We start from the raw sequence: 17,390 nt of genomic DNA, 5'->3' as shown, positions 1-17,390 counted from the left end.
CTCCCGCGCGCTCAGGGGGCTGACAGGGTTCCCCGGACGATCGAGTCGCCCGAGTGACCGGGATCCCCGTCGACGTCCTCCTGCGAGATGTCGACCACGGTGAATCGCGACAGGTCGACGTCGTCGGGGATGTCGAAGGAGCCCGAGCTGCCGTCGAGCACGCCGAGGCTGATCAGGTCGCTGGCGTCCGACGTGAGCAGCCACACCTCGCGGTAGCCGTCATCGGGGACGGATGCCGTCAGGTCGACCACGACGCGGTCGTGACCGTCGACACGCTCGAGCATCGCCTCGCCCTGGGCGCCCGCCCAGGTCGGGAAGCCGTCGAGCCGGGCCTCGGAGATGATCTCGGGACGCGGGGCGATGCCCCCCGCCATCCAGACACCTGCCACGATCGCCACGACGGCGACGGCCGCTCCCGCCATCACGAAGAACACCGGGCGACGACTGACCCGCCGACGACGTGCGACGTGCCGGGTGCCGGCCGACGGCGCCTCGGAGGGACGGGACGCCGGTTCGTCGGGCGTCGCCTCCGGTGCGGTCGACGGCTCCGACGGCAGAGCGAGTTCGCTGCGGATGGACTCCCAGACGCGGTCGGGGGGCGTCAGGAGCTCCTCGCCGGTGCGGGTCGCCCGACCTGCGGTGACCGCGCGCGCGAACGAGGCGACTTCGGCGGAGCAGTCCGCACAGGTATCGAGGTGGTGCTGCTCGTCGGCGGACGGCTGCTCCCCCATCGCCAGGAGGGCGGCGACCTCGGGGTCAAGATGTGACATGGTGCGCCTCCAATCGGGTTCGCAGGCGGGTGAGACTTCGTCGGATGTGGCTTTTGACGGTGCCGAGCGGCATCCCCAGTCTGTCGGAGATCTGCTGGTGGGTCAGATCCTCGTAGAACGCCAGCGCCAGGACGGCACGGGCGTCGGGCTCGAGCTGGGCGACCTCGTCGGCCACGAGCATCGCGTCGGAGACGTCGTGTTCGGCGACCTCGTCGGGGACGACCGCCTTCAACGCCTCCTCGAGACGTGCCGCGCGGGCACGGGCCTCGTGGGCGTCGGCGATGCGGCGACGCGCGATCGTGATGAGCCACGCGCCGAGAGGCGCCCCGTCCAGGCGGTACGACGACCGGGAGGTCCACGCCGAGACGAACGTGCGCTGTGTGACGTCCTCCGCCTCGGTCGTGTCGCCCAGCGAGCGGACGGCGAGGGTGTACACGATGCGCGACCACCGGTCGTACATCGCCTTCACCGCGGTCTCGTCACCCGCCGCGAAACGCTCAGCGAGGTGGGTGTCGTCGTCGACGGCCTGCTCCTTCCGTGCGGCGAGCCGAGGCGGGGCCGTGATGGTCACGACTGCGCCCTCGCAATGAGCACCACGTTATCGCTGTAGGTGCGGGTCTGCTGATCGAAATCACCACCGCAGGTGATGACGGCGAGGGTCCGCGGACCCTCACGGGTGAACAGATCGTCCACGGGGAGCTCCGCGCGGGGAATGTACGTGACCGACTCGGTGACGTAGGTGGTGACTGTGCCGTCGGCATCCGTCACCGTCACCTCGTCGCCCTCCTTCGCCTCACGCAGTCTGGCGAGCGGTCCCACACCGTACTCCCGGTCGTCCACGTGGGCGGCGATCACGGTCGTGCCTTCGGCGTCGGCGGGGGCCTTGCCGAAGCGGTACCACCCCGCGATCGACGGACGTTCCGGGATCTCCATCTCGCCGGTGTCCTGCACCCCGACCGCCTCCACCGGCATGTCGACGTCCAACGACGAGATGGCGAGCCGCTCCGGTGCCGGAGCGCGCACGACGGCCTGCGGAGTGGCCGGAGCGACCGGGACGGAGACCTGCGGCGTGGGAGCCGCCGGTCGAGGGGAGACCGTCCCGGTCGCGCCCGAACCGGTGTCGGAGGGGGGTGATCCCGCCTCCGACACCGGTGCACAGGCCGCCAGCATCAGGGCCGTCAGCGTGACGGCGATGATCGACAGGCGGCGCATGTCAGGACCTCAGCGGCGCCCAGCCGAGGTACGGGCGACGAGCACACCACCGGCGACGAGGCCGGCGATGAGGGCGGCACCGCCGACGATCAGCCAGCCGTTCGGGCCGTTCTCGGCGACGAGGCCCGCCGAACCCGTGTTCACACCGTCGGGGCCGGAGTGCAGACCGTCGATGGTCTGCGTGGCGAGGGCGAGGTTGCCGTCCTCGGCCGAGCCCCAGGCGTAGGCGATCGTCAGGACGCCCTCCTGGACCTCGACGTCGGCCGGGCCGATGACCGGGTCGGTCGTGCCCTCGAGCGCGACGGCCGCGCTCACCGTGCCGGCGGGCAGGTCGAGCGATTCCTCGTTGGGGTTGGTGAGGCCGGTGATGACCGCTTCGCCGCCGGCGAGCACGTCGACCGCGGGAGCGGCGGCTACGTGGCGCACCGTCAGACGACCCTCACCCGCAGCGGTCTCGGCGGTGTCGTTCGTGAACAGGTTCGCAGTGGGGGTGCCCTCGGCGTCGAGGTGCGCGACCGCGGTGTAGTTCATGCCGGCCTCGAGGGTGAGGTCGATGGGGCCGAGGACCGGGTCGGAGTCGTCGGTGGCGTCCGCGGCGGTCAGCGCGACCGAGTAGGTTCCGCCGGGAAGCTCGAGCGGACCGCCGAGGTCACCCGGCTGGAAGTCGTCGATCGTCAGGTCGCCGTTGACGTACACGTCGACGGGGGTGTCCGGGATCGCGTGGAGCACCGCGAGGTCGGCCGTGTCCGACGTGGCAGCGGATGCGGGGGCGAATGCAGCGAATGCCACGGCGGCACCGAGGGCGACGCCCGCTGAAAGTGTCTTGCGCATGGGAACTCCTTCTGATTCGGCGCGAGGTGTTCGCGCTTTCACAGAGGTATTCCCGCGGTCCACCGACTTTGGATGCAGGTGGATGGAAAAATCTCGAAGAGATTCCTCCGCGTCGACTCAGTCGTCGTCGTCCTTGCGCTTGCGCCAGCGGATGCCGGCCGCGATGAAGCCGTCGAGGTCGCCGTCGAACACGACCGCGGGGTTGCCCACCTCGTGTCCCGTGCGCAGGTCCTTCACGAGTTGCTGACCGTAGAGGAAGTACGAGCGCATCTGGTCGCCCCAGCTCGCGGTGATGGTGCCGGCGAGCTCCTTCTTCTTCGCCGCCTCCTCCTCCTTCTGCAGCAGCATGAGTCGGGTCTGCAGGACGCGCATCGCGGCCGCGCGGTTCTGGATCTGGCTCTTCTCGTTCTGCATCGAGACGACGATGCCCGTCGGGATGTGGGTCAGTCGCACGGCCGAATCGGTCGTGTTGACCGACTGTCCGCCGGGCCCCGACGACCGGAACACGTCGACGCGGATGTCGCCCTCGGGGATGTCGACCTCCTGGGCCTCCTCCATGACGGGGATCACCTCGACGGCCGCGAAGCTCGTCTGGCGCTTGTCGGCGGAGCCGAACGGGCTGATGCGTGCGAGGCGATGAGTGCCGGCTTCGACCGACAGCGTGCCGTAGGCGTAGGGGGCGTCGACCTCGAAGGTGGCGGACTTGATCCCGGCGCCCTCGGCGTAGGACGTGTCCATCACCTTGACGGGGTACTTGTGGCGCTCGGCCCAGCGCAGGTACATGCGCATGAGCATCTCGGCGAAATCGGTGGCATCGTCGCCGCCGGCGCCGGAGCGGATCGTGACGACCGCCCCGCGGTCGTCGTACTCGCCGTCGAGGAGCGTCTGCACCTCGAGCTGGCTGATGACCTTCTCGAGGTCGGCGATCTCCCGGCGGGCCTCCTCGGCGGAGTCCTCGTCGTCCATCTCCTGCGCGAGCTCGACGAGCACCTCGAGGTCGTCGAGCCGCTGCTCCACCTCGGTGACGCGCTTGAGCTCGGACTGGCGGTGGCTGAGGGCGCTGGTGACCTTCTGTGCTTTCTCGACGTCGTCCCAGAGGTCGGGGGCGCCCGCCTCTTCGGACAGACGGGCGATCTCGGCGGAGAGAGCGTCGACGTCGACGACCGCCTTGATCTCACCGAAGGTGGAACGGAGGGCCTGGATGTCCGCAGACGGATCGAATTCAAGCATGACACTCCAGAGTAACGTGGATGGGGATGACCGACCGCCCCGACTCCCCCGCTGCTCGAGATGTGCTCTGGCGATTCGGCCCCATGGTCTATGCACCGACCGCCCTGTTCGCCATCGGCGAGGGTGCGGTCCTCCCCCTCATCCCGAGTCTCGCCGGCTCCCTCGGCGCCGACGTCGCCCTCTCGGCGCTGATCGCGTCGATGCTCGTCGTGGGCCAGCTCATCGGGAACCTCCCCGCCGGCTGGGCCGTCACGCGCGTCGGCGAACGGGCCACGATGATCGCCGCCGGAGCCCTCGCCCTCGTGGTCTCCCTGACGGCCGCGCTCCTGCCGTCGCTGCCCGTGTTCGCCGGCGCCGTCTTCCTCATCGGGTTCTGCGCCGCGGCGTTCGGTTTGGCGCGGCACTCCTTCATGACGACGCGTGTGCCGGTGCTGTTCCGCGCCCGCGCCCTCTCGCTGCTCGGCGGCACGTTCCGGCTCGGCATGTTCACCGGCCCGTTCATCGCCGCCGCACTCATCGGATTGTTCGGCGACGAGCGGGCGACCATCTGGTTCTTCGCCGTCTGCCTCGCGGCCCTCATCGTTCTCGTCACCTTCGGTCCCGATCCGGAGAAGCAGTTCGTCGCGCAGCCCGCGCACAGTCATGACGCCGAGGACTCGGGCGAGCCGGTGACGGGATCGATCCCGGTGGCCGAGCGCATCGGCGTGTTCCGGACGATGTGGCGGCACCGGCGTGTGCTTTCGCGCGTGGGACTCGCAGCGGCGTGCCTGTCGGCCGTGCGTTCGGCCCGTCAGGTGGTGCTGCCGCTGTGGGGCGTGTCGATCGGCCTCGACGCGCAGACGATCGCCCTCGTCGTCGGCATCTCCGGGGCGCTCGACTTCGCCCTCTTCTATGCGAGCGGCCAGGTCATGGACCGCTTCGGACGCCTCTGGGCCGCGCTGCCCGCGATGATCCTGATGGGCAGCGGCTTCCTCGCCCTTTCCGTCACCCACGACGGAGCGTCCGCCGAGATGTGGTTCGCGATGTTCGCCGCCGTCCTCGGCGTCGGGAACGGATTGTCCAGCGGCATCCTCCTCACCATCGGTGCGGACCTCGCTCCGAAGGACGATCCCGCTCCCTTCCTCGGGTCCTGGCGGACGCTGACGGATGCCGGTGGTGCCACGACCCCGCTGATCGTGACCGGCATCACCGCGATCTCGTCCCTGTCGTTCGCCGCCGGGGCGGTCGGTCTGATCGGCCTGCTGGGTGCCGTCGCCTTCGTGCGCTGGTTGCCCCGTTTCCTGCCGCACGTGGACCGCCGCTCATGACCGGTGTCGTCGGTGCGCAGGCCGACGTGTGGCCGAGCGGGATGGCGCGGGATCAGGGCGGCGGTCTGCCTGAAGCCGGGTGAACAGTTCGACGGCGTGACGGGCAAGCTCCTCCGTAACATCATGTTGTCCATCGCGGAATGGGAGAGGGAAAACACGAAAGAGCGCGCAGCAGAAGGCAGAGCGGCCCGAGTGGCGAAGGGTGAGCGCAAGCCCCGAGCCAAGACTGCACTCACGCCCGAGAAGATCGCAGCAGCCAAGACACTGCGCGGTGAGGGCAAGACGGTGGATGCGATCACGAAAGCTTTGGGAATGAGCCGCGCGTCTGCTTACAGAGCATTCGGTAGCTGAGTATCTGTCGCGGTCGGTTCTGGAAGCTCGGTCCCACGGCAGGCTACGACGCCACTCCCCGGATCCTAGAGAGTGGCGTCGCGCGGCGGCGAATCAGGCCTTAGTTGTTCTACGCAGCTTGAGGATCGCCATCACAGCCCCGACCACGATGAGAAGTCCGCCGATCGCGCCGATCCAGCCTAGGACGGGATCGGTGGACACGTAGAGCAGGCCCGCGATCAGCAGTGCGACACCGATCACGGCGAGGATTACTTGCAAGAGGATGCTGTTCCTCATGTCCTACTTCCTGAATCGAGCGGTGGACTTCCAGAAATCTTTGCACGGACCGTTGATTGCAGCGTAGCCACTCAGGGCTCCACCGAGGATTGCCAACACGTTCTTGCCGAGGATACCGCTAGCGAGCGACGAGCCGCTTCCCGCAACTCGGAAGTAGCAGTCCTCTCGAAGCTTCTGCTCTTTCGATGTCAGCTTTGGTCCGACCGTTACGTACTTCGGTTGCTTGGTCTTCGGGTCGATGTAGCAACCCACTGACGATGAGCAATAGCTCGACGACGAGTTCCCCGAGCATCCGACTGAAGGCGAACAGTAGGACGACGCTTCGGCCGCGGTCGCTCCGCCGAACACCATCGTCAAAGCAATGACGACGCCCAGCAACTTCTTTTTCATTTGCCCCCCTGGCACTCTCGGATCGACTTCGCGGAGCCAACGCCCCCCGACAGGCCAGTTGTAAGCCGAGGCGCGCGCTACGAGCAACGCAAACATTCTTGGCTTGCGAAGGCCCGCTCGCCTTAGATAGATTCGATGTTCCTCCAGCCAGTGGAGTAAAACCCACAATGCACACAGAGCGATGTCACGATGCTTACAGGACCGCGTTGCTGTCTCACCTCGCCCAAGCTCTCCGAGAAAAACGCCGCAGTGCGGGGCTGAGTCAAACGGAGGTCGCTCAGCGTGCGGCCGTCTCTGTAGTCAGCTACCGAGCATTGGAATCCGAGACGAACTCGGCCACGAATCCGCGTATCGACACCGTCATCCGCATCGTTGCGGCACTCGGGTTGCCGATCGAAGTGATCCTCTCGGGCGTTCCGTCACGCGAATGTCGAGACGCCTACCCGCCATGCGGCTCGAGCGAACAACTAGTGAGTTCGGCCGGGACCTGAACCCGTAGGCGAATTCAGGCGTCTAGTTTGGGCCGAAGAGGTCGTCTGGTCCGCCAAGGGCTGAGGGGAAGGTCAGAAGGCGGCCCTCTGCTGTCGATGCTAAGAAGCTGGTGAGGACTGAGAAACGGGGCTCGCCCGCATCTGGGATCAATGACCCAGTAATCTCTCCGCATGGTCACTTATCTCGCAATCGACGGTTCCGTGCAGGAAGAGTCGGACGCTCTGACCGCAAGGCACTTCAAGGTTCGCTTCGATCTTGCGCCCGCAGTCGAGGTCGATGTGGACGAGACTGGGACAGGCGGATGGGCGATCAGCCGGCTGCAGCGAGGGATGAGGATTCACTATGGCGAAATAGCCACACGTGACTTTGCCTTCTTCAGGTCGGGGAGCCACCACAGCTACAACCACTTTCACGAAGCCGTGTGGGATGCGATCAAGCCCGCGGGAAGGACGACCACCTGAAAACACAGCGGTGTTCGGCTGGTGGCTCTGGGCATCGCCCCTTCAGTCGACTGAATTGGTGTCATCACCCTTGGACGCATCAATGAATGGATGGCCGGTTAGCGACGAGATGTGGTCGGCCCTGTCCTCTGACCTGCGGCGCTATGGGTGGTCTGTTGGCAGAGGTTCCGACTCGATGACCGGCCTGATGAGGCGCCTCGGTGATGTCCGCTTCGGGGGGACTCTGGTCCCGAAGGATGCGCGCAGCGCGCGCCCTGACTCTCTCTCCGGCACGTACGGCCGTGGGAAGTTCCCTTGGCACTCCGATGGGGCAAATGCGGCTTCACCGCCTCGGTGGCTTGCCATGTACTCCGAGGCGCCGTCAACTGTGAAGACGGAGATCTTGGATCCGGACGATACTTTGAAGAAGTTGCTGCGCCGGACGACTTTGATAACCCAGTCCCACTCTCACCCGCCCGTTCACAGGCTCGCGATGTTCGCTATCGGTGACGTCGAACGTATACGGTGGGATCCGCGTTCGTGTCCGCCGACGGACCCGTCTCTCGTCGATGTCGTCGAGAGCCTCCCCGCCAGCGGCAGCGTTGACTGGGTGGGTGACACGTGGGTTATCGTCGACAACTTCCGGTGCCTTCATCGACGGTTGGATGCCACGTTCGATCCTGGTCGCAAGTTGGTGCGATATTACTCGGAGTGAGCAAATGATCTGGGATGCCGAGGCATACCTTGCAAAGGCGCAGAACTACTTTCAGCGGGGCGCGTCCCGGCCGAGCAACGAGGAATCGCTGGTCTGGAGCGTTCTTGGCCTCGAATTTCTAGCAAGGGCAGCGCTGGCGAAGGTGTCGCCGGTCCTCAATGCGGCTATGGAGGGGCCAGCGATTCTCGATTCCCTCGGATTCCCGGACCCCCAGGGAAAGCGCATCCAATCGGTGCCGATGCATACGGTGCTTGTCAGGTTGCCGATTGTGGTTGCGGATTTTACTCCCGACCGGGTGAAGGATTTTGAGTACCTCCTGGAACTTCGTAACGCAGAACTGCACACGGCCGCGGTTCGCTGGGACGAGCCAGTCTCCTCGTGGTTGCCAAAATTGACACGCACGATCGAGCCACTTGCGCGTCACCTCGGCACAACTGTCGAGAACCTGCTCGGTGACGAACTGTCAGAACAGGGTAGGCAGTTTGTTGATTCCGACGACAAGAAACTGCTCCAAGAAGTACGGACGCGAATCAACAGCGCCCGCGATTTCTGGAGCCGGCTCACTGAAGAGGAGAAGGAAGCGCGTCAGCCTTCGGTCTTTGCACTCGGCGGGTGGAAACAGAAGTGCTCCGCCTGTGACAGCGCGATTATCGTTGATGCGACGCCGGTCCGATCATCCCGGCCCTACATTGACGACGACGGCGACACGGTTTCGAAGGTCGAGTACGTTATCACCGGGGCCTCCTGTAACGCGTGCGGATTGGTCCTGACCTCGACTGGCGAGGTGCACGCGGCTGGGATGCCTCAAACGTTCGACGAAATCGAGGTGCAGGAGCTAGCTCCGGAACAACCTGATTACGTCGATTACGACTACGGGAACGACTAGCAGGTACGTACGTTTTGAGTCTGGACGAAGGATGGAGCGCAGGGCCGCGCGGAGCACTCTGAACTCGCGCGAGTAACACGTGCCCGCAGTCCGCACTGCCATGATGACGCTATGGAACTTCTTCACGGGATTGGGTTCGGTGGGTACCGCAGCTTCCTGTCCGATCCGATCACACGGCTCTACCCGCTAGGAAAGATCAACCTCATCGCGGGTCAGAACAATTCTGGCAAGTCCAATGTGCTGCGGATCATTCATGGCATGTTGCAGAACTCGGAAGACGCGTTCAGCGACTTGGAGGTCACGGGCCCTTGGGACCGACCCTCTGGCGACAAGGAACACCGTCTTCGATTCGAACTCGCCCTGAGCGAGGCCTTCCTTAAGCGCACCGTCCTTCCGACGTTCGGTGACGCCGGACGCTACTTCGCGGACGTCATAGATGGTATCGAAGGCCTGTCTGAGGGGCATCCGATCTGGTTGGAACTGGAGAATCGATCGCTTTCCATCCGATCTGCATCACTCACGAACGAGAGGCAATGGGTCGAGGCCGTCTATGAGCGGATGAACGGGAGATCTCGGAACGCCGCCAGAGCCCTGTTCTCCGGCTTCTTTCACTCATTCGCAGGCGACTATCTGTCCCCTATCCACACGACCCTGAAGCATGCCCTCTCTAAGTTCGAATTCCCTGGCGTTCGGACGGTTACAGGTGTCCGCGAAGTTGGGAAGGATAATAACGCGCAACTATCGCTCACGGGCGCAGGCATCAAGGACCGACTCCACCGTCTGCAAAGCCCAGCGACAGATCGCCTGAGCGACCGCGAAGTCTTCAAGGCTATTCAAAGATTCACTCAGACAGTGATGGATGATCCTGACATCTCCATCGACATCCCGCACGACCTCAGCACGATCCACATTACCCAGGACGGGCGAACGCTACCCATCGAGAACTACGGCACGGGGGTCCACGAGGTTGTGATTCTCGCGGCAGCAGCGACCATCGTGCAGGAATCGGTCATGTGTATCGAGGAGCCGGAGGTCCATCTGCACCCCATGCTCCAGCGGAAATTGCTGCGCTATCTCAGCAGCGAGACAACCAATCAGTACTTTGTTGCTACCCACTCGGCTCATCTTCTGGATTCGTCGATTGGCTCCGTCTTCCACGTACAACGAGTCGAAGGCTCTTCGACCATCAACTACGCGGGAACCGCTGCTCATCAGAGTGCGATTTGTGCGGACTTGGGCTATCGACCTTCAGACCTCGTTCAGAGCAACGCCATTATCTGGGTGGAGGGTCCCTCCGACCGCATCTACGTGAAAGCCTGGATCGACGCCCTCGCTCCGAACGAGTTCGTCGAGGGTCTGCACTACTCGATCATGTTCTACGGTGGCAGGCTGCTGAACGGACTCAGCGCTGACGACCCGACAGAGGTCTCAGAGTTCATCTCTCTTCGGAGACTCAACCGGTACATGGTCGTAGTGATCGACAGTGACCGGGGGTCGAAGTACGCGAGGATCAATGACACGAAGAAGCGCATACAGGAGGAGATGGCGCAGGACCCCACTTCCAGTTATGCCTGGATCACTGCCGGATACACCATCGAAAATTACGTGCCATGGGAAAAGCTGTCCGAAGCAATCCGGGCGGTGCATCCGAAAGCGAAGCTTGGAAATGCGCCAGGCCGCTACGATAACCCGCTGTCGTCAGACGTGGTTGGCTTGAAGCAGCCCAACAAAATTGGCATAGCTCGAGAGTTGCAAACCTCGTGGTCGAACGAGGGTCCCTGGACTCTCAAGCTCGATAAGTCTGTGCTCAAAGTGATCGACATCATCAGACGTGCCAATCCCGTCGGGTGATACTACGCTCGGGGTCATGGCTCGTAAGAAGCAGACAATCATCACCTTCACCGACGATTTCGACGGGAGGGAGATTGCGAAGGAAGACGCAGTTTTTGTGAAGCTGTCATACGCCGGCAAGAGCTATGAGCTTGACCTTTCGCAGGAAAACGCACGCAAGCTGGATGACGCAATCGCACCGTTCCTGAAGAACGTCAGCCCCATTGGTGGGCGTAGCGCCTCCTCCAAGGTCAGCCGTTCGGGCAAGCGTCAGGACCTGGATGCTGTGCGGGCATGGGCACGTGCAAACGGACACACGGTTTCTGATCGTGGACGTGTCGCGCAGTCCATCCTGGATGAGTACGAGGCGGCGAACCGATGAGGGACGCATTCGCTACCTACGTCCAGAATGGTCAGGGTGTCGAGTTTGTTCTGATGAACAACGAGCGTATCCGAGCCCAAGTCGCTGACTGGGACACGGTTGGCGTCTGGTTCATCAACTCGAACCACATGAGCTTCTTACCGTGGACGAACATCAGCTTGGTCCACACCTTGCCTGCTGGCACGGACGCGTAGTCCATCTCAACACGGTGAAGCCCCTCAGATCGCTCTGGGGGGGCCTCCTGCGTGTCTGTGAGGCTGGTACCTCACAATCTCGCTATGGTCATGCGCGATGAGCTACCTATTTGACCTCCGCGTGAAGCTTCCAGAGCCGAGGCCAGCATGGAAAGTATTCGCGGACGCAGAACGCGTGATTGAAGCTTCGGTCGGCTCCGTGTGGTCCGACCTCAGGGTTGAGTACGTCGCATTGACGCCAGACTTCACCAAGTTCCGGGAGTCAGATTGGGTCAGTCTCCGGGCGACTGTCGAAGGGTATCGAGGTCCGATCCGGTCGTTGCGTATTCTCACTTCCGGCGAAGCCTTCACGATCACAACCGTGTGGCTAGACGAGGACGCGAAGGCGACAGGCGTTGAATTTCACGCAAGTATGGACAGCCGCGTTGACTCTGAGCGCATCGAATATGCCCTGGACGAAAACATCGAGGCACTAGGAAGGCGAAAAAGCTCCAACTGGTATGGTGCTACGTCGCGCAAGTCCCGTTCGCATCACGTGACAGCGGGTGAGTTGGATTCCGATGGACCGTCAGTCATCAGAGCCCGAAGCCTCCGGACCCGGTTCCGCAGACTGATCGTCATTTACAGAGACCAGATCATCATCGGCCTTGCTACGGGCTTTGTGGCGTCCATCTCCATCATCGTGCTTCAGCTTCTGAAGGTGATCCCGGTACCGAGCTAACAGTTATGTGTGTTTGACACATCCGGCCAGCCGGGCACGTCGCCCCGCTCGTCGTCGCGGACGTCCCCGAGCACGGCACCCCAGGCGGTGCGCACGCGGGACAGAGTGGAACGGATCATGATGTTCTCCTTTCGGTCAGGTGTCAGCCGACCCCGAGCCGCAGCATGACGATGCCGGGGAAGACGGCGAAGAGGACGCTCATCGGCAGCAGCAGGAAGACGATCGGGAAGAGCATCGCGATCTCCTTCTTGCCGGCGCGTTCGATGAGCGAGCGTTTGGCGTCCTCGCGGGCGTCGCCGGCCTGCGCCTGCAGGACCCCTGCCAACGGCGCACCGCGGTCGATGGCTGCGACGAGGTGCTCGAGCGCGCGCGACAGTGCCGGCACGTCGAGCCGCCGGCCGAGGTCCACGAGGGCGTCCGACAGGTTCGACCCGGTTCCGCTGTCAAGGACGGCGCGGCGGATCTCCGCCGTCAACTCCCCCGAGCCGATCTCTCCGACGCGGCGGAGGGCGTCGCAGAGCCCCTCGCCGGCGGCGAGGCAGAGCGAGAGGAACTCGAGGAGCGTCGGCAGCTCCTCCTCGACGCGCGCCCGCCGTCGATGCCCCGCCGACGTCAGCCGCAGATCCAGCACGGCCGCCGCGGCCGCCCCGGCCACCGGAGGCAGCAGGACGGCTCCCGGACTCATCCGGCCGACGAGGGCCAAGAGGACCAGGACGGCCCCTCCCGCCAGCGCACCCACCACGATCCAGGTGAGTTGCCGCGCACGGGACCCGGCGGCATCCTGCGTCCAGCCGGCCTGCCGCAGCCGCTGCTCGAGACGGGCGGCGCCCCCGAACGCGGCCATGAACCGATCGCGGCGCGTGCGCCAGTCCGTCCCAGCGGATTCGAGGGGGGTGAGACCGCGCGGGTCGGCGATGTCGCGGAGGTAGGGTGCGATGCGCCGCGACAGCGTGGGCGCCGCCAGCCGTGGCACGCGGGTCGCGACGAGCACGACACCCGCCGCGAAGGCGCCGCCGAGCACGATCGCGAGCGCGAGCTCCGTGAGCGCGCTCATGCGAACCACCTCCGAGGCTCCGGGAGGCGTCCGATGCCGACCATCAGTCGGAACGCGACCACCGAGACAGCGGCGCCGAGCAGGATCACCGCGACGCCCTCGGGGCCGCTGTAGGCCGTCGCTCCCTCGGGACGCAGGGCGAGCAGGCCGAGGATGATCCACGGCGCGACGACGCCGAGCACCGCGGCCCCGCGGATCCACGACTGACGCGCTTCGATCTCGGCACGCAGCGCCGCGTCCGCCCGCACCGAGGCGGACAGCGCGCGGAGGACGCTCGTGAGCTCCGCCCCACCGACCTGACGGGTCATCCGGAGCGCCTCGATGATGCGGTCGGCGACCGGATCGGCCAGCCGGGCCTTGAGGCGCAGCGTGCTCGAATCGAAGTGCCCCGACGCCGACACGTCCGACGCGAAGGCCGCGAACGCGGGGCGCAACGGCGGCGGCCCGACCTCGCCGAGCGCGGAGACCGCGTCGGGAAGCGACATCCCGGACCGTACCGAGGCGACCAGGAGGTCGCACACGTCGGGCCACAGCTGACGGCGGCTCTTCTGGCGCCGGCGGGCGCGACCCCGCAGCCACCCCGCGGGCGCGAAGAATCCCGCCACGGCTGCGACGGCCGCGAACGCGGGCAGGGCGGTGACGAGCCAGACGATCGCCCCCGAGAGCGCCGCCGCAGCACAGGACACCGCCGCGAGGTGCCCGGGCGTCGCATGGCCGAATCCGGCGCTCTGCAGGAGACGAGCAGATGCCGCATCGCGCCGTACGGGCGCCGGCGCCCCCGCGCGCGGTGGCCAGAGCCAGGGTGACAGGGCGAGCAGAATGCCCGCCGCGAGTGTGATGCCGAGGAGGACGGTCATGCCGGAGCACCCCCGAAGAGCGTGCGGGTCTCGACCACGCCGTCGACGACTCGGCCGGTCGGCGCGACGATCTCCACGACGGCGCGGCGACCGTCGGCATCCCGCCGGCAGTGGACGACCAGACCGACCGAGGCGGCGATCGCGGGCAGGAGGAAGTCACGGTCGATGTTCCGCCCGGCCAGCAACGGGAGCGAGCCGAGCTTGCGGAGCGCGTCGGGCGCCGAGTTGGCGTGGATCGTGGCGGCGCCCGGGACGCCCGTGTTCAGGGCGAGCAGCAGGTCGAGGGCCTCCGCATCGCGGACCTCGCCGACGACGAGGCGGTCGGGCCGCATGCGGAGCGCTTCCTTCACGAGCCGGCGCAGCGACACCTCGCCGGTCCCTTCGAGGCTGGGCTGGCGACCCTGCAGCGCGACGAGGTCGGGGCCTGCGCGTTCAACTCGAACGTCTCCTCGACCGTCACGATGCGGTGGTGCGCGGGTGCGGCGGCGATGAGGGCTCCGAGCAGCGTGGTCTTGCCGGCGTGCGTCGCGCCCGAGACGACGACGCTCGTGCCCTCGCGCATCGCGGTGCGGAGGATCGCCGCCGCCTCGGGGGCGACGGACCAGGCGGTGACGAGGTCGTCCAGGGTACGGAAGCGGGTGAGGAACTTCCGGATGTTCACCGCCCAGTGCCGGCGCGTGATGTCGGGGATGACGACGTGCGTGAGGGTCCCCCTGATACTGCCTTTGGCTAGCGGTGAAGCTACTTGTCGTCCGGTCTGCTGACTGAGCGAAAGTAGGCGGCTGCGGCGAGTCCGACCAGCGCGATCGCGAACCCGCCGCTGCCGAGCGCGACCCCTGTTGAGATCAAGCCTGAATCCGCTCGCACGGCGCCGATGATGACAATCACCACTCCAGCCAAGAGCGCCAGCACGCCGGCGCCGCCGCTAGCCGAAAAGTAGATCGCAGGGAGCCCTGACGTCGCGCGCCGTGTCCGAGCTGCACGGATTGTCGCCTGCCTACTGCTCTCTTGATCGGAGGAACCCGACGCACGAGCCGTCCTCCACATCCGCACTCCGCGGACTACACCCACGACCCCGGACACGATAAGGGCCGAGAACAGCACCCAGGAGGGAACCCCCCAGCGAGTCGTCTTCTCGAGGTCCAGGAAGAGTAGGCAAGCGATGCCTCCCAGACTGGCGAGCGCACTCATCACGATTAGCAACTGTGCTGTTGCGCGATCCCGAGGTGCGACGGGGTTGTATCCCATGCCAGAAGAGTAGAGACGGTCGCGACGAGAAGCCATCAACCGTTTCGTCAGTGCTAGCGATCCCCTGCCCGCAGGGCTACGACGAGGCAGCGCACCTGCCAAGCCAGACCGAGAACTGCCGGCAGGAACAGCAGCGCGACCACCAGCCACTGCGGTATTGAGAAACTCACACCGGTCGAAAGGGTCCAGATGAGCACTCCGACCAAGTAGACCAGCAGGAGAGCGAAGATGCAGACACCTATAGTGTGGAACCGAGGACAACGTTCAGCCATCGGATCGCTCATCGCCTGCGGCGCGACCCCAACCACGGCACCCTCGCTTGCCATACCGCGACATTCGCAGCATCGCTCCGGCCCGTCTAGGGGTAGCGCTTGGGTACTGTCGGCTCCGCAGTAGGACGTGCGTCCAGATCCCCGTGCTTCCGCGGCAAATGTGCGAGCAGGAGCACCGACGCGGGAACCCCGACTGCACCCGCAGTGCAGTGAGTTCCTCGGACCCGGCCCGGCTCGAACGGGCAGCCACCCTCTCCGAACTACCGGCTGGGCGCACCCTTGTCGATTAGACCGGCACCGTCTGCGGTGGGACCAGAAGCCAGCTCCGTCGACGCGAAGTCAAGGCGTTTGCGCACCTTCAACATCTCTAGTCCCATTTCCGTCAGCGACCAATAGTCAGCCTTGTCCGCGACCGGGTGACGTCGCTTAGAGGGCTCCATGAGGCCCAACATCACGAAGTCACTCAGCATCGCATTGCGGGTGTTCACAGGAATGCTGGACGGTTTGAGGTCTGCGGCGGCACCCTCCACTGGCGTGAGTCGCCGCGTGTTGACCCTGACGATGTCGTCGATGTTTTCGTCCGAAGCCTCGGTCACCATGTTCGGAGCCAAGAGCCGGAAGAGCGTTGAGTACGCGAGCGGGCGAGCCTCAACCCAGTCCGCATCCCCGGGGAAGCGAGCGGAGTAACTCCACTGGTTTCTCGCCATCTGAGCCCAGAGCTCCGTCAATTCCGCGGCCGCGTCTCGCTCTGCATCCTTCTCGAGATGAGAAAGCCTCGTGCGAAGCTCCGCATTCTCGGCACTGAGGCGAGAGATCTCGGCGGTCACTTCGGGGCCGAGCGCTGAAGATGCTCGGACCCAGCCGATGCGTGGCTGCGCGGTCATGGCTTTGACTAGCGCCACGCTCGCCTTCCCGTACAAGTCGTCAGCGTTAGACCAGAATCCGACGGGCTTAGAGCGGACTAGGCTGCGGAATTCTTCGAGAAGGTCCACGGCCTCCGCATCCTTCTCGAACCGATCCGCGGGCCAGGACGCCTCCGGGTCGATCACAAACCCGATAGTCGGTATACCTTCCGCGACGGCGTACTCGTACTCCTTCCGCGTGTAACTCATCGCGCCGTCACGTGATCCGTAACGATGCGCGAGGATCACGACGTAGTAGTCGCTTTCCCGGATATTGCGAGCAATTGTCTGCCACTGTTGTTCGTCGGCAGCGCTGAACATCTCCATACCGACGGGTATGTGACCGAGCTCGAGGATGCCTTGGATGACTCGGTCCCGCTCGGCTTTGAGATCTTCGTACGTGGAGCTCACGAAGATCTGATACTTAACGGCCACTTTCCCCCCGATCACTGCCTTGCGGGCTGAATCTATACGACCGCCCCGACATGCGCCCAGCTGACCAATAAGCACCGTTCTATCGGTTCGCGCAGGAGGACGTGCAGGCGCGACCCGTCCGGCAGCGACGCGTCGACGAACGGTTGGCTGAGGTCGACGCGGCGGCCGGTGGCGTGCAGCATCCGCTCGACCAGGTCGCGCACAGCCGCGTCGGTCAGGACGATCGGCGCGCGTTCGCTGCGCCCCTCGCGGGCGACGTAGACGCGGTCGGGCGCGTTGATCCAGATCTCCTCGACCTCCGGGTCGTCGAGGAGCGCCTGCAGGGGGCCGTACCCCGCGACGGTCGACAGGATGTCGCGGACGGACCCTGCTTCGTCCTCGATCACCTCCACGCCCCGCGCGAGGGCGAAGTCGTTGTGGCGACGCACCTCGGCGCGAGCGATGAACGCTGCGCGGTCGGGGTCTCGCGACGGGTCGACCTGCTCGCTGCGCAGCCGCTCGCGCACCCGCTCGGCGACCGCGGCGAGCCCGCGGGTCGAAGTCGGGGCGGACGCGATGCTCATGGCCAGGGATCCTCGCAACCCGACCCCGCCCG

At 65.3% G+C, this 17,390-nt stretch carries 18 protein-coding genes and 1 pseudogene; 8 read left to right on the top strand and 11 right to left on the bottom strand.

Features of this window, described 5'->3' with window-relative positions; all coding sequences use genetic code 11:
* Positions 1 to 11: 11 nt before the first annotated feature.
* The 5 genes from AYL44_RS03685 to prfB all read right to left on the bottom strand — a co-directional run bounded on the left by AYL44_RS03685 (position 12) and on the right by prfB (position 4,043).
* Entirely contained in the window at positions 12 to 770 is a 759-nt protein-coding gene (locus tag AYL44_RS03685) for an anti-sigma factor (protein WP_064001884.1), read from the bottom strand.
* Positions 757 to 1,335, bottom strand: a complete 579-nt coding sequence (locus AYL44_RS03680; RefSeq protein ID WP_419865914.1) for an RNA polymerase sigma factor — start codon at positions 1,333 to 1,335, stop codon at positions 757 to 759. The genes AYL44_RS03685 and AYL44_RS03680 overlap by 14 nt, the downstream gene beginning before the upstream one ends.
* A gap of 2 nt (positions 1,336 to 1,337) precedes the next feature.
* Positions 1,338 to 1,982 (bottom strand): class F sortase, encoded by a 645-nt coding sequence (locus AYL44_RS03675; protein WP_064001882.1) that lies wholly within the window; start codon positions 1,980 to 1,982, stop codon positions 1,338 to 1,340.
* Between the two features lie 9 nt (positions 1,983 to 1,991).
* A complete protein-coding gene (locus AYL44_RS03670; protein ID WP_064001881.1) occupies positions 1,992 to 2,813 on the bottom strand; it encodes a DUF4397 domain-containing protein in 822 nt (273 codons plus the stop codon).
* 117 nt (positions 2,814 to 2,930) lie between these two features.
* On the bottom strand, positions 2,931 to 4,043 hold the full coding sequence (gene prfB / locus AYL44_RS03665; RefSeq protein ID WP_064001880.1) for a peptide chain release factor 2: 1,113 nt from the start codon (positions 4,041 to 4,043) through the stop codon (positions 2,931 to 2,933).
* A gap of 26 nt (positions 4,044 to 4,069) precedes the next feature.
* On the opposite strand from prfB, the gene AYL44_RS03660 reads away from it, so the two are divergent.
* The gene (locus tag AYL44_RS03660) at positions 4,070 to 5,350 is read left to right on the top strand and encodes an MFS transporter (protein ID WP_064001879.1); all 1,281 of its coding nucleotides are present in this window, start codon (positions 4,070 to 4,072) and stop codon (positions 5,348 to 5,350) included.
* A gap of 3 nt (positions 5,351 to 5,353) precedes the next feature.
* Positions 5,354 to 5,701 carry a recombinase family protein gene (locus AYL44_RS14510; protein WP_331709475.1) on the top strand — a complete coding sequence of 116 codons (348 nt, stop codon included), beginning with the start codon at positions 5,354 to 5,356 and terminating at the stop codon, positions 5,699 to 5,701.
* A gap of 93 nt (positions 5,702 to 5,794) precedes the next feature.
* Here the strand turns inward: AYL44_RS14510 and AYL44_RS03655 are convergent, their stop codons facing one another.
* On the bottom strand, positions 5,795 to 5,977 hold the full coding sequence (locus AYL44_RS03655) for a hypothetical protein (RefSeq protein WP_064001878.1): 183 nt from the start codon (positions 5,975 to 5,977) through the stop codon (positions 5,795 to 5,797).
* A gap of 557 nt (positions 5,978 to 6,534) precedes the next feature.
* Here AYL44_RS03655 and AYL44_RS14875 point away from each other — a divergent pair.
* The 6 genes from AYL44_RS14875 to AYL44_RS03625 all read left to right on the top strand — a co-directional run bounded on the left by AYL44_RS14875 (position 6,535) and on the right by AYL44_RS03625 (position 12,027).
* Positions 6,535 to 6,858 carry a helix-turn-helix domain-containing protein gene (locus AYL44_RS14875; RefSeq protein WP_082886082.1) on the top strand — a complete coding sequence of 108 codons (324 nt, stop codon included), beginning with the start codon at positions 6,535 to 6,537 and terminating at the stop codon, positions 6,856 to 6,858.
* Positions 6,859 to 7,029: 171 nt separating this feature from the next.
* The gene (locus tag AYL44_RS03650) at positions 7,030 to 7,320 is read left to right on the top strand and encodes a hypothetical protein (RefSeq protein ID WP_064001877.1); all 291 of its coding nucleotides are present in this window, start codon (positions 7,030 to 7,032) and stop codon (positions 7,318 to 7,320) included.
* Positions 7,321 to 8,018: 698 nt separating this feature from the next.
* Positions 8,019 to 8,900: a hypothetical protein gene (locus AYL44_RS03640; protein WP_064001875.1), complete on the top strand. Its 882-nt coding sequence runs from the start codon at positions 8,019 to 8,021 to the stop codon at positions 8,898 to 8,900.
* A 111-nt stretch (positions 8,901 to 9,011) separates the two neighbouring features.
* Positions 9,012 to 10,751 carry an AAA family ATPase gene (locus AYL44_RS03635; protein ID WP_064001874.1) on the top strand — a complete coding sequence of 580 codons (1,740 nt, stop codon included), beginning with the start codon at positions 9,012 to 9,014 and terminating at the stop codon, positions 10,749 to 10,751.
* A gap of 16 nt (positions 10,752 to 10,767) precedes the next feature.
* A complete protein-coding gene (locus AYL44_RS14355; protein WP_082886081.1) occupies positions 10,768 to 11,112 on the top strand; it encodes a histone-like nucleoid-structuring protein Lsr2 in 345 nt (114 codons plus the stop codon).
* A 369-nt stretch (positions 11,113 to 11,481) separates the two neighbouring features.
* Positions 11,482 to 12,027, top strand: coding sequence for a hypothetical protein (locus AYL44_RS03625; protein WP_064001872.1), 546 nt, complete (start codon positions 11,482 to 11,484; stop codon positions 12,025 to 12,027).
* Positions 12,028 to 12,169: 142 nt separating this feature from the next.
* On the opposite strand, the gene AYL44_RS03620 is transcribed toward AYL44_RS03625, so the two are convergent.
* The 5 genes and pseudogenes from AYL44_RS03620 to AYL44_RS03585 all read right to left on the bottom strand — a co-directional run bounded on the left by AYL44_RS03620 (position 12,170) and on the right by AYL44_RS03585 (position 17,358).
* The gene (locus tag AYL44_RS03620; protein WP_064001871.1) at positions 12,170 to 13,081 is read right to left on the bottom strand and encodes a type II secretion system F family protein; all 912 of its coding nucleotides are present in this window, start codon (positions 13,079 to 13,081) and stop codon (positions 12,170 to 12,172) included.
* A complete protein-coding gene (locus AYL44_RS03615; RefSeq protein ID WP_064001870.1) occupies positions 13,078 to 13,938 on the bottom strand; it encodes a type II secretion system F family protein in 861 nt (286 codons plus the stop codon). Before AYL44_RS03615 ends, AYL44_RS03620 begins: the two co-directional genes overlap by 4 nt.
* A pseudogene (locus tag AYL44_RS14350) lies at positions 13,935 to 14,650 on the bottom strand (CpaF family protein); the annotation flags it as partial. The gene AYL44_RS03615 and the pseudogene AYL44_RS14350, both read right to left, overlap by 4 nt.
* 1,068 nt (positions 14,651 to 15,718) lie before the next feature.
* Entirely contained in the window at positions 15,719 to 16,771 is a 1,053-nt protein-coding gene (locus tag AYL44_RS03590; protein ID WP_197471576.1) for a DUF4062 domain-containing protein, read from the bottom strand.
* Between the two features lie 56 nt (positions 16,772 to 16,827).
* A complete protein-coding gene (locus AYL44_RS03585; protein WP_064001865.1) occupies positions 16,828 to 17,358 on the bottom strand; it encodes an ATPase, T2SS/T4P/T4SS family in 531 nt (176 codons plus the stop codon).
* Positions 17,359 to 17,390 lie beyond the last annotated feature (32 nt).

The sequence above is a fragment of the Microbacterium oleivorans genome, from assembly GCF_001644225.1.
In the GTDB taxonomy this organism is placed as follows: Bacteria; Actinomycetota; Actinomycetes; order Actinomycetales; family Microbacteriaceae; genus Microbacterium; species Microbacterium gawkjiense.
The sequence above is the reverse complement of the archived record's forward strand: the minus strand, read 5'-3'. Positions and strand labels throughout refer to the sequence as shown.

What these genes read in the sequence shown, in the direction of transcription:
- AYL44_RS03650 (WP_064001877.1), top strand. Translation starts at nt 7,030, where the DNA reads ATGGTCACTTATCTCGCAATCGACGGTTCCGTGCAGGAAGAGTCGGAC.
- AYL44_RS03685 (WP_064001884.1), bottom strand. Translation starts at nt 770, where the DNA reads ATGTCACATCTTGACCCCGAGGTCGCCGCCCTCCTGGCGATGGGGGAG.
- AYL44_RS03675 (WP_064001882.1), bottom strand. Translation starts at nt 1,982, where the DNA reads ATGCGCCGCCTGTCGATCATCGCCGTCACGCTGACGGCCCTGATGCTG.
- AYL44_RS03615 (WP_064001870.1), bottom strand. Translation starts at nt 13,938, where the DNA reads ATGACCGTCCTCCTCGGCATCACACTCGCGGCGGGCATTCTGCTCGCC.
- AYL44_RS14875 (WP_082886082.1), top strand. Translation starts at nt 6,535, where the DNA reads ATGCACACAGAGCGATGTCACGATGCTTACAGGACCGCGTTGCTGTCT.
- prfB (WP_064001880.1), bottom strand. Translation starts at nt 4,043, where the DNA reads ATGCTTGAATTCGATCCGTCTGCGGACATCCAGGCCCTCCGTTCCACC.
- AYL44_RS03635 (WP_064001874.1), top strand. Translation starts at nt 9,012, where the DNA reads ATGGAACTTCTTCACGGGATTGGGTTCGGTGGGTACCGCAGCTTCCTG.
- AYL44_RS03585 (WP_064001865.1), bottom strand. Translation starts at nt 17,358, where the DNA reads ATGAGCATCGCGTCCGCCCCGACTTCGACCCGCGGGCTCGCCGCGGTC.
- AYL44_RS14355 (WP_082886081.1), top strand. Translation starts at nt 10,768, where the DNA reads ATGGCTCGTAAGAAGCAGACAATCATCACCTTCACCGACGATTTCGAC.
- AYL44_RS03660 (WP_064001879.1), top strand. Translation starts at nt 4,070, where the DNA reads ATGACCGACCGCCCCGACTCCCCCGCTGCTCGAGATGTGCTCTGGCGA.
- AYL44_RS03655 (WP_064001878.1), bottom strand. Translation starts at nt 5,977, where the DNA reads ATGAGGAACAGCATCCTCTTGCAAGTAATCCTCGCCGTGATCGGTGTC.
- AYL44_RS03640 (WP_064001875.1), top strand. Translation starts at nt 8,019, where the DNA reads ATGATCTGGGATGCCGAGGCATACCTTGCAAAGGCGCAGAACTACTTT.
- AYL44_RS03670 (WP_064001881.1), bottom strand. Translation starts at nt 2,813, where the DNA reads ATGCGCAAGACACTTTCAGCGGGCGTCGCCCTCGGTGCCGCCGTGGCA.
- AYL44_RS03620 (WP_064001871.1), bottom strand. Translation starts at nt 13,081, where the DNA reads ATGAGCGCGCTCACGGAGCTCGCGCTCGCGATCGTGCTCGGCGGCGCC.